Origin of the sequence: Microvirga roseola, assembly GCF_020866965.1 — a bacterium.
Lineage (GTDB): Bacteria > Pseudomonadota > Alphaproteobacteria > Rhizobiales > Beijerinckiaceae > Microvirga > Microvirga roseola.
This window is the reverse complement of sequence record NZ_JAJATX010000088.1, coordinates 1-10618: the sequence shown is the minus strand read 5'-3', so window position 1 is coordinate 10618 and position 10618 is coordinate 1. Positions and strand designations below refer to the sequence as shown.

The following is a 10618-nucleotide window of genomic DNA, read 5'->3' as shown; positions in this document are numbered from 1 at the left end:
CCGCCTGGGTGACACGCTGGAGCTTGTCACAGGTGCGGTAGGGCAGGTCGACCCCCTTGTGGCGGATCGCCAAGCGCCCATCCGGATAGTCGATCACCGTGACGCGCTGGCGGGCGAGGGGGCGTGTGACCTCGTTCGGCTCGAGCAAAAACATGACCTTGTCGTACTGGAGCGTCAGGTTGTAGGTCACCGTACGCTCCTCCTTCCAGGCGAAGATATCCTCCAACATCATCTCCTGCGGCACCGGACGGTGAGCATCCGTGCGGCTGAAGGGCTCCTTGGCAAAACGCCGGTTGTGATCGGCCAGAAACCCCGGCAGGAATGCGTTCGCGTCTTCAATCGTCGAAATTCCGGCCAGGCGCATCTCTTTGACCAGACGGTCCTGCAAGGTGCCGAACGAGCGCTCGATGCGGCCCTTGGCGGCCGGCGTGTTGGCGCACAGCACATCGATGTTGAGTTCGTGCATCGCCCGTCCGAACTGGGTCATCCCGTCGCCGCCTTCCGCGGCGGTGTTGCTGACCCGGAAGATGGCATGAATGCAGCGACGCTCGAGTTGCTGAAATCCTCGAAGCTGCGCTGTAGCTCAGGCCGCCATCGTCGGCGTTTCGATACCATGACGCTGCATGGCCGCGCCAATTCGGGCGAAGTCGGGCTGCGCCGGCGGCTCAACCGTGCCGATGTCGCGGAAGAATGCGATCATGGAAGGCTCAATGAGCACGAGCATCCGCACCGGGTTGCCACCGTCGTTCGAGTAGTTGTGCGGCGCCCTCGGGTCGACGCGCACCGAGGTGCCGGGCCCCGCAATCGTCACCTCGGGCGGGCCGTCCGTGGCAAAGTGGCGGACAGTGAGCTCACCCTCGATCACGTAAAAGAGTTCGGGCGAGGCATGGCTGTGCGGCGGAGTACCGGAGCCTGGTGGGACCTCGACCTCAATAAGTTCGAGGTTCGAGCCCGCAAGGCCGCCCAGGAAGCGGATGCGGTCGGCTACAACCCAGAGGGTCTCGCCGTCTCCGGGGGTGGTGACATCAATCTTCATCGCCGGTCTCCTTCATTTGCGATGTGGCGTCCGCGGGAGAGTTGCCCAAGGTGACCGCGGACAGGATCAACTCGAGCGCCCAAGACGCGGTCTCGCCGGCCTGGGCGCCGGTAAGACCGCCGTAATCTTTCAGGATCTCCCATGCAGAGGCGGAGAAGAGCAGATGCGCCAGCGCCTCGATCTTCTCGGCCTCGGCGGGCGGAAGGGAAGCGCTTACGGGAGCGAGTGCACGAGCGAAATTCGCGCGCCGGTTCGCCACCATGCCCATCCGCATCTCGCGGCCAGTTCGGGAATGCAAGGAGGCGCGGATCGCCGCTTCGTGCATGTCGAACTGCAGGAAGGCTTGTCGCGGGCCGTCGACAATCTCATTCAGAGTCTTTGGCGTCGCGGAGACGCCGATCCGGGTGTTCAGCCAAGGCCAGAATGCTGCCAGCAGATCGTCCTTGGTCGCGAAGTGGCGGAATACGGTCCGCCGCTGTACCCCGGCTTTCTGGGCGATGGCTTCGGTGCTGATCTCGTCCGGGGCGCTCGCCGAATCCATCAACTCGAACAGCGCGGCGAGGATCGCCTCGCGCGTCTCACGCGCTTTTTCTTCGCGCAGTGGGCTGTTGTAGGTACGGACACTGGACATGCGGCTCGCCTCAAATTCGCGACACTGTCTGTGCCATTAAAATTTGCCGCCGTCAATTGATGTTACTTCAAGTGTCGCAAAAGCCGCAATTTGACGCGTGAGGCGTTTGGTTGAAGGCGGTGCTCTGAACTATGATCCAGATACCGAATGACCTTCCCGCACCCATCGTGGATATTCGTGCCGCCACCGTCGCGTGGGAGCTTTGGGTCAACTTTCACGTTCCCGCTGCTCAATAGGTATCAGCTCTCTGCGGGCCTTCGTAAACTGACGGCGATCATTGTTGAGCTACATCCAGCAGTGTTGCACGTTGGCAGATCCCTAACCTAGATCGCTAGGATAAAGGTGCTTACGTCCTGGCAAACCTGTTGCATTCATAGTGAAGCAATTCAGTTGTTAATATTATATCAAGGCTCTCGACTTTCCTTGCCTTGGGCACCCGAGCAGGCTGTCTGTCGACCATTAACCTGTTCTGCAATCCTCCAGATGTATGCTCTACAGCAATGGGTAAACTGACGAATAGGATCCGAACAATACGGTGGAGAAGAGATGCCCGCAGCGGATCTAGGTTTTACGAGATGCAGTTGAAGAATAGCCCCGCCTCTGCCAAATCCCGTAGCGCGGCGGGAGCTTTAGAAGTTATCCTAAACGGCATTGCGCAACCGGTCATCGTCAAGGACCGTGCCCATCGTTTCGTATTTCTGAACGACGCCGCATGCGTCCTGCTCGGGCGCTCCCCTGAGGAACTGATCGGTCGCGTGGATCACGACTTCGTTCCAAAGAATCAAGCTGACGCCTTTTGGGCGCTCGACGACGAGGTATTTTCGACCGGTGAGGACCGCCAGGTCGAAGAGCACATCACCGCAGCAGATGGTACCATTCGTACCCTTAGCACCCACAAGCGTCTCGTTGCTCTTCCGGGGACGGCTGGGGAGGAACTCTTCATCGTCGCGGTCATCTCCGATATCACGGAGCTCCGGCGGTCTGAAGCGGTGCTGCGTGAAAGCGAAGAGCACTATCGCTACTCCGTCGAGCTGAACCCACAGATCCCCTGGACGGCCGATCCGCACGGGAACATCATCAGTGCCTCTTCGCGCTGGCATGAGCTCACGGGGATGCCCGTGAAAGAGGGGCTCGGCCGTGGGTGGATCGCCGCCCTGCACCCGGACGACCTGCCGCCGACGCAGCAAAACTGGCGGCACTCGGTCACGAGCGGCGATCCGCTCGATACAGAGTACCGACTGCTTCTATCCAGCGGTAGCTATCGATGGTTCCGGGCTCGCGCCACAGCACGGCACGGCGAAGATGGCACCATCCTTCGGTGGTACGGCACGCTGGAGGACGTCCACGAGAGCAAGCTGGCCACCCAAGCGCTCCGCGAGCGGGAACGCCAACTTGCGACCGTGTTCGGCCAGACCATGGTCGGCATCCTGCATCGGGGTTTGAACAACGAGGTGCTGATGGTCAACCAGCGCTTCTGCGATCTCGTTGGGCGAACCCGGGAAGAGCTCGATAGTCTCCCGATGAAGGACTTTACCCATCCGGAGGACTTCCCGCGGAACCTAGCCGTGTGGGAGGAACACCGGAAGCATGGCACGCCATTTCAGATCGAGAAACGATACGTTCGGCCGGATGGGACAGCGAAGTGGTGTGCGGTCAATGTCTCGTTTGTTCACGATGAATGCGGCAAGGTGATCTCCACCGTCACGGTGGCGCAGGACATCGATGAACGGAAACGGGCAGAAGAGCAGTCCCGAGAAAGCCAGGAAAACTTCCGTTACCTGGTGGAGCTGAACCCGCAGATCCCGTGGATTGCAGACCCAGACGGGCGAACCATTGAGATCAGCTCCCGCTGGCTCGCCCTGACAGGACTGTCCCGCGAGGAAGTGCTCGCTGAGGACGGCTGGGCCAAAGCCGTGCATCCCGATGATCTGGAATCGGCAACGCGGAAGTGGGCCCATTCCGTCGCCACAGGCGAGCCGCTTGATGATGAGTTCCGCCTGCGCGCGGCTGACGGGAGCTATCGCTGGTTTCGCGCACGGGCGACCGCCCGACGTGACGAGACCGGCACCATTGTTCGATGGTACGGGGCGGAGGAGGACATCCATGACAGGAAACTCGCGGAGGAGCACCTCCGCTGGGCTGCGTATCATGATCCACTAACCGGTCTGCCCAACCGGAGACTTTTCCAGGAGCGGCTCCGGCGGGCGCTCGATAGGGCTGCTGCATCGCACCAAAGGGTCGGCTTGCTGATCATCGATCTGGACGACTTCAAGCAGATCAATGACCGGTTCGGCCACGATGCGGGGGACGCTGTCCTCAAGGCGTTTGCCCAGCGGCTCCAGAGCACAGCGTCAGATCCCGACGATGTGGCCCGCCTCGGCGGGGACGAGTTTGCCATCATCCTGCCTGATGTGGCGAACGAGGCGGACGTCGCCCGCGTCGCGAGCCACGTCATTGCCCAAGCCCGCAAGCCGTTGAGCGGAAGCAATATCGGGCGGAGCTACCGCGCGAGTGTCGGAGGAGCCATCACCTCCGGACCCGGCATGGGGCCTGATGAGCTTCTGAAGCAGGCGGACCTCGCGCTCTACAGCGGCAAGGCTGCCGGACCGGGCTTGTTCAGGATGTTCGAACCCGCCATCCGGGAAGGAATCCAGCAAGCTGCTTCGGCGCTGCGGCTGGCCCAAAAGGCGCTCGAACTCGACTGGATCGTTCCGTTCTACCAACCGAAAGTCACGCTTGGCACCGGTGCCACCGCGGGCTTCGAGGCGTTGTTGCGGTGGCACCACCCCCGCATGGAGCCACAGCCTCCCAGCGCGCTTGCCTCTGCCTTCGACGATCCGAGGCTTGGCGTCGCCATCGGCGAGCGGATGCTTGCCTCTGTCCTGAGGGACTTGCGCTCTTGGCTCGACGCGGGTGTCGATGTCGGAACGATCGCCATCAACGCCTCAGCCAGTGAGTTCCTCAGTGGCGACTATGCCGAGCGGGTGCTCAATCAACTCCGGTTGGCCGGGTTGCCGGCAAGTTGCCTTGAGATCGAGGTAACCGAGACGGTGCTTGTTGGGCGCGATGCGGCAAACGTGGAGCACGCATTGCAGACCTTGAGTGCTGCGGGAATCAAGATCGCTCTTGACGATTTTGGCACGGGCTACGCGTCTTTGACACACCTGAACAAGTTTCCCGTCGACGTCCTGAAGCTGGATCGATCATTCGTTAGCAGTATTGAGGAGGAATCCAGCGATATGGCGATTGTCAAAGCTGTCCTCGATCTTGGCCAAAGTCTGAATATCACGGTCGTTGCCGAAGGCATCGAGACCTCAGCACAAGCTGCCCTCCTTCGGGAGCAAGGATGCGATCTGGGCCAAGGGTACTTCTTCGGAAAGCCGATGGCTGCTGACGCAGTTCCGCCGTTCATAGGGGCGTGGTCGGCCAGACTGAATGAGGGCGCTGACGAGTTATTGCGAGGAGGGGCAGTGCTCGACGATGCCCTGGAGGCGAATGTCGCAAAAATCGATGTCGGCGGATTCGCAGGTCGTCGAGCCTGAGTGTCAACAGGAGCGCTGGAACAGACCACGGCCTGCTCGAAGTTCAGCGGCACTATGGCACTGCGACACTCGGGGCAGGCACTGGGGCTGTGATCGTGCAGACCAGTCCTGCCGGGTCAAACTCAATCCTTGCTTGGCCCTGGAGATCGCCAGCAAGGCTCCGCTCGATCAGCCGTGTGCCGAATCCCCTGCGGCTCGGGGGACGCACAGGCGGGCCACCGCTCTCCTCCCAGCGCAAATGGAGATCGGCCGGGCTGTTCGTCCTATCCAAGCTCCAGCGGAGCCCCACCTTGCCAGACTCATTCGAGAGGGCACCATACTTCACCGCGTTCGTCGCCAGCTCCTGGAGCGCCATGGCGATCGCCAGTGCCATCGAGGAAGGCAGGCGGACCTCAACACCCGCAACCTGAATCCGGTTCTCACCCTGAGCCCTGAACGGCTCCATGGCCTCTGATACGATCTGATGCAGGCCCGCCGCTTCCCAGCTCTCCCGGGTCAGCACGTCATGCGCCTTTGACAGAGCGATTAAGCGGCTCGATAGAGCTGTTTGCGCGTCCTCCGGGCTTGGCGCATTGCGCAGCGTCTGGAAGACGATCGACTGCACGGTCGTGAGGGTGTTCTTCACCCGGTGGTTCAGCTCGTTGAGGAGCAGTCGTTGATGCTCCTCCGCGCGCTTGCGTTCGGTGATATCGCGCGTCACACGGATGCCGTAGAGCGGATTGCCGCTCTCGTCATCCACCCGGGAGGCCGACAGTTCAATCCAGATGGTACTTCCGTCCTTGCGGACATAGCGCTTCTCCAGGGCATAGGCGTCGAGCTCGCCAGCCATCTGTCGGCGGAACTGATCGAGATCAGCCCCCCTGTCCTCGGGGTGAGTGATGTCGATGAAGGTACGCCCCAGAAGCTCCTCACGGCTATAGCCGGTGATGATGCTCAACTGCTCGTTCACCCGCAGAAAACGACCGCTGGCATCCACCTCGGCAATGCTGGTGAAGGCGTGCTCATAAGTTAAGCGAAGGCGCTGCTCACTCTCGCGCTGGGCCGCTTCCGCCTGCCGGCGGAGGGTGAGATCACGCAAGTATGCTGTAAACCGCGGCTTATCTCTTCCACTGATTGGACTGATGGCCAGCTCGACCGGGAGTCGGGAGCCGTCAGCCTGGAGGGCGTCCAGCTCGATGCGCCGGTTCAGCACAGCCCCCTCACCCGTGGCAAGATAATGAGCCATGCCTTCGCGGTGCCTTTCCCGGAACTCCGGCGGGATGATGAGCTCGGCCAAATCTCGGCCAAGGGCCGCCTCACGGGAATAACCGAAGGTCCGCTCCGCGGCAGTGTTCCATTCGATGACCCGACTCTCATGGTCAATGCTGACGATGCAGTCGAGCGCCGCGTCGAGGATGGAGCCCTTGAGAGCCTCGCTCTCACGCAGTTCCTCCTGGGCATGCCTGTAGCCAGTGATGTCGATGGACACAGCCAGGATGCTGTCTGGCTTGCCGGAACTGTCTAGAATGGGGCTGACAGCATTGCGCACCCAGACCACCGATCCATCTGGACGTAGATAGCGCTTCTCGATTTCGAACGCCTCACCGAATTCCAAAGCACGTCGGAACAGCACCATATTGTGCGGGAGGTCGTCCGGGTGAGTACAATCCTGCATGCGGAACTGGAGAAGCTCATCGCTGCGGCGGCCCAGGATGGCACAGTATTGGTTGTTGACGCGCACAAAGCGGCCGGTCAGGTCGACTTGGGCCATCCCTGCCGCCGCTTGGGCGAAGAGAGCTTCCACCTGCTGCGTGCTCCTGGTAGTGGATGGGGCGAGATCGGTCCTGCCACTTTGATCAACCTTGGCTTGTCCCGCGTAGAAGTCCCGCAGAGCTGCACGCACGACCTCACTGGCACTCTGGTAATGGCCAGAGGTGACATCCTTGCCGATGAGGCGGAGGAGCTCAGGGGTAAGCGAAACGTTCAGCGTGGATCTGGGGGACATCAGCGGAGGCATTGGGAAAACAAGAACCATCATATAAGCTGTGGCAAAGAATGTCACTGCGGCACAGCAGTGAGATGGGCCAGCGCACGCGGGGGCCATGACTGGCGGCAGACTTCGCTTGGGCCGATCTCGGTCTGGCCACAGAGCCTCAAGACAGCAGTTGGCACCCTCCTACGCTCGCCCGTGCCCATCATCCTGCATACTTCCAAAGCAAATGGCATACTTCACGGCTTAGGTTGATATTCTCGTTACAGTACCCTAAATCTGCCGAGCTTCCCGGCGATCAACAGATCCCGGCTTCCTACGAGCGTGCGGTGCAACTCGTGCTACCTCGGGACAAGCTTTCATGGATGCAAATTTACCCGCAGGGCTGGTGAGCCTTCAGGCCAGGGCCGCTGAGCTGGCTGCTTCCATTCTGGTCCCGAATGCCGAACGGGTTGATCAGGAGGGCCAGTGGCCTGCTATAGGCATGAAAGCCCTAGCTGACGCCGGCCTGCTCGGCCTCCATGTCCCCCGCCATCTCGGCGGCCTTGGCGAGGGGCTGCTTGCCCTCTCGGTCATCACGGAAGAGCTTGGCAAGGCGTGTGGCTCGACCTCGATGTGCTACGGGATGCACTGTGTTGCCACCCAGGTCATCGCTGCCAAGGCAACCCCGGATCAGGAAGAACGCTATCTGCGCCCGATTGCCGAGGGCCGCCATATCAGCTCACTTGCCCTGAGCGAGCCAGCCTCAGGCGTGTTTCTGTACCTCCCCCGCGCCACCTTCGAGCACGCCGGAGAGGGCTTTGATCTCAATGGAGAGAAAGCCTTTATTACCAGCGGTGGCCAAGCGGATTCCTACGTCGTCTCAGCCGTCGCCCAGGGCGACGAGCACGACCCAAGCACCTTTACCTGTGTGCTCGTTGAGAAGGGGAGCGAAGGCCTGCACTGGGGCAAGCCGTGGAACGGGTTCGGCATGCGGGGGAACAGCTCGCGTTCGGCACGCCTGGACAACGTCCGTGTCCCGGCCACCAACCTTCTGGGGCGCGAAGGGGATCATATCTGGTACGTCTTCGAGGTGATCGCCCCCTTCTTCCTGATCGCCATGGCCGGCACCTATATCGGCATCGCTCAATCGGCCCTGGACGGGGCAATCGCCTCCTTGAAGGGGCGCCGTTTCGCACACGCGTCGGAACCCCTGGCCGACAACCCCGTTCTCGCTCACGATGTCGCCGAGATGTGGCTGCGCGTGTCCCGGGCACGGCAGTTGACCCACCATGCCGCAAAGCTCGGAGATGCTCGTTCTCCTGAGGCCGTTCAGGCCCTCTTTGCCGCGAAGATTGAGGCTGCGGACTCCGCCGTGGAAGTCACAAGAATGGCCATGACTGTAGCCGGCGGACGTGCGTACCAGGATGATGGCCCCCTCCAGCGCGCCATGCGCGATGCCCAGGCGGCGCCCGTCATGTCGCCGACGACCCACCTCTTGAAGACATGGCTTGGGCGCACCGCCCTCGGCCTGCCCCCGCTCTGAGGCACCACGTGCGCTCATCCCCAACACGCCCCCACGTCGTCGCACTGGCCGGCGCAGGAGAGGCGAACGCTCTGCGGGTACTCCTGTCGGATCCGCTGCTAGGCGATGTCGGGGTTGATGTGGTGTCTGATGAGCCGAGTGCCCGCTACGCCCTGCGGGAGCACGGCGGCACATCGGTGCCGATCGTTCTGATCGGATCGGAGGTAAGCTCCCCGTTGGCAGCCGCCAGGGAACTCAGGCGGGACAACCAAAGCCTGAGCATTCTCTTCCTACTGGACGCGGACCGTCACGAGTCCTTTTCTCGCATGCTGCCGTTCGTTCCCGAGTTGCATGGGGCACGCGTGATCACGAAGGCAGCGGATGCCGGGGAGCTCAGGCGCCTGCTGATGGGGGCCTTTGCAAGCGCGCTGCGCCAGTCCGAAGCGGCCCTCGTTCGCGAGTACATCAACGAGCGGCTCAGTCAGCCCTCGAACTCGAGCGAGGCGCACCAGCAGCACCTGCTGTCGCAAAGCTATCTGACCACTCTTCTGACCTCCACACCGGATGCCATCTTCGCAGCAGATCAGGATGGAAAGCTGCTCGCCTGGAACGAGGCCACATCCGATCTCTTCGGAGTTCGCCTCGACGACGGCGTGGTAGGCCGCAGTGTTATCTCCCTTTTCCCCTCGGATCTCCAGCCCGAGACAGAGCGGTTGCTGAGCCGGGTCAGATTGGGTGAAGTGGTCAGGGAGCATCACACCGGGGTTGCACGCCCTGACGGAACCATGATCGATGCGGAGATCAGTATCGCACCGGTCTATGTGCAAGCGAGGCAACTGGCAGGCATTTCCTTCACCGCGCGGGACATCACTGAGCGCAAGCAGGCTCAGCGCCGCCAGAGCCTCCTGATCAACGAACTCAATCACCGCGTGAAGAACACGCTGGCAACGGTCCAGTCATTGGTTCAGCAGACGCTTCGGAATGCACCGGATCCCTCGGCATTCCAGGCAGACCTGATGGGGCGCCTCATCGCGCTCTCTCGGACGCATGATCTGCTAACCCAGAGCAGTTGGGAAGGCGCCTTCCTGGACGACGTCCTGGACGCAGAGCTTGCTCCTTATGGAGGAGGTGGCGAGCCGCGCTATGAGCTGAAGGGACCGCAGGTGTACTTGCCGTCCCAAGCCGTGCTTTCCCTCGGTTTGGTCAGCCATGAGCTTGCGACGAATGCCGCAAAGTATGGCTCATTCTCCAGACTGGAAGGTTGGGTCGAGGTATCGTGGGCTCAGGACAGATCCGGTTTGAGGATCGAATGGGTTGAGCGGGGTGGCCCGCTTGTTGCCGTTCCAACACGGAGGGGCTTTGGCTCACGGCTGATCGAGCGCTCGATCAGGAACGATCTTGGCGGCGAGTTCCAGACTGAGTTCAGACCTGAGGGATTCCGGGCTGTGATTACACTTCCAGCCGAGCAGATGCCCGGCGGTTACATCACACCATAACCAATGTAATGTTGTGGAACTGCGTGCAATACCGCGAGTACATACCCTAACTGGCGGCTGCGGATGTCCGCACNTTACACTTCCAGCCGAGCAGATGCCCGGCGGTTACATCACACCATAACCAATGTAATGTTGTGGAACTGCGTGCAATACCGCGAGTACATACCCTAACTGGCGGCTGCGGATGTCCGCACCGGGTCAATCCTTCACCTTCCGACCTCTCAATGAAAGTCGGCCTTCCCCGGCGAAGCGGACTAACCTCTTTGGTCCGGGGAGTGCGTTCGGGCAGACCTACGCGCAAGGTCCGAGAAGTGCCAACGCTGACTCATTCAGTCCATCCTTGCGAGTGCTCCTGTCAACTTGTTCCATGGCATTAGGACACTCCCGCCACGATGATTGTTCACCTTGGCGCAAAGCATCTTTCCCCACCTTGGCGGTTG

The 10618-nt window shown here is 61.3% G+C and carries 6 protein-coding genes and 1 pseudogene; 3 read left to right on the top strand and 4 right to left on the bottom strand.

The window, feature by feature from the left end:
* The 3 genes and pseudogenes from LG661_RS23105 to LG661_RS23095 all read right to left on the bottom strand — a co-directional run.
* Positions 1–535: pseudogene (locus LG661_RS23105) on the bottom strand (ISNCY family transposase); the annotation flags it as partial.
* Between the two features lie 48 nt (positions 536–583).
* Positions 584–1036 carry a cupin domain-containing protein gene (locus tag LG661_RS23100; protein WP_230534345.1) on the bottom strand — a complete coding sequence of 151 codons (453 nt, stop codon included), beginning with the start codon at positions 1034–1036 and terminating at the stop codon, positions 584–586.
* Positions 1026–1667: a TetR/AcrR family transcriptional regulator gene (locus LG661_RS23095; protein ID WP_230534344.1), complete on the bottom strand. Its 642-nt coding sequence runs from the start codon at positions 1665–1667 to the stop codon at positions 1026–1028. Before LG661_RS23095 ends, LG661_RS23100 begins: the two co-directional genes overlap by 11 nt.
* Positions 1668–2242: 575 nt before the next feature.
* On the opposite strand from LG661_RS23095, the gene LG661_RS23090 reads away from it, so the two are divergent.
* Positions 2243–5209, top strand: a complete 2967-nt coding sequence (locus LG661_RS23090; protein WP_230534343.1) for a PAS domain S-box protein — start codon at positions 2243–2245, stop codon at positions 5207–5209.
* A gap of 52 nt (positions 5210–5261) precedes the next feature.
* On the opposite strand, the gene LG661_RS23085 is transcribed toward LG661_RS23090, so the two are convergent.
* A complete protein-coding gene (locus tag LG661_RS23085; RefSeq protein ID WP_230534342.1) occupies positions 5262–7193 on the bottom strand; it encodes a PAS domain S-box protein in 1932 nt (643 codons plus the stop codon).
* A 346-nt stretch (positions 7194–7539) separates the two neighbouring features.
* On the opposite strand from LG661_RS23085, the gene LG661_RS23080 reads away from it, so the two are divergent.
* Positions 7540–8703, top strand: coding sequence for an acyl-CoA dehydrogenase family protein (locus LG661_RS23080; protein ID WP_230534341.1), 1164 nt, complete (start codon positions 7540–7542; stop codon positions 8701–8703).
* Between the two features lie 8 nt (positions 8704–8711).
* The gene (locus LG661_RS23075; RefSeq protein ID WP_230534340.1) at positions 8712–10178 is read left to right on the top strand and encodes a sensor histidine kinase; all 1467 of its coding nucleotides are present in this window, start codon (positions 8712–8714) and stop codon (positions 10176–10178) included.
* Positions 10179–10618 lie beyond the last annotated feature (440 nt).

Coding starts and splice junctions, on each gene's coding strand:
- LG661_RS23100 (WP_230534345.1), bottom strand. CDS start 1,036: ATGAAGATTGATGTCACCACCCCCGGAGACGGCGAGACCCTCTGGGTT.
- LG661_RS23095 (WP_230534344.1), bottom strand. CDS start 1,667: ATGTCCAGTGTCCGTACCTACAACAGCCCACTGCGCGAAGAAAAAGCG.
- LG661_RS23090 (WP_230534343.1), top strand. CDS start 2,243: ATGCAGTTGAAGAATAGCCCCGCCTCTGCCAAATCCCGTAGCGCGGCG.
- LG661_RS23085 (WP_230534342.1), bottom strand. CDS start 7,193: ATGTCCCCCAGATCCACGCTGAACGTTTCGCTTACCCCTGAGCTCCTC.
- LG661_RS23080 (WP_230534341.1), top strand. CDS start 7,540: ATGGATGCAAATTTACCCGCAGGGCTGGTGAGCCTTCAGGCCAGGGCC.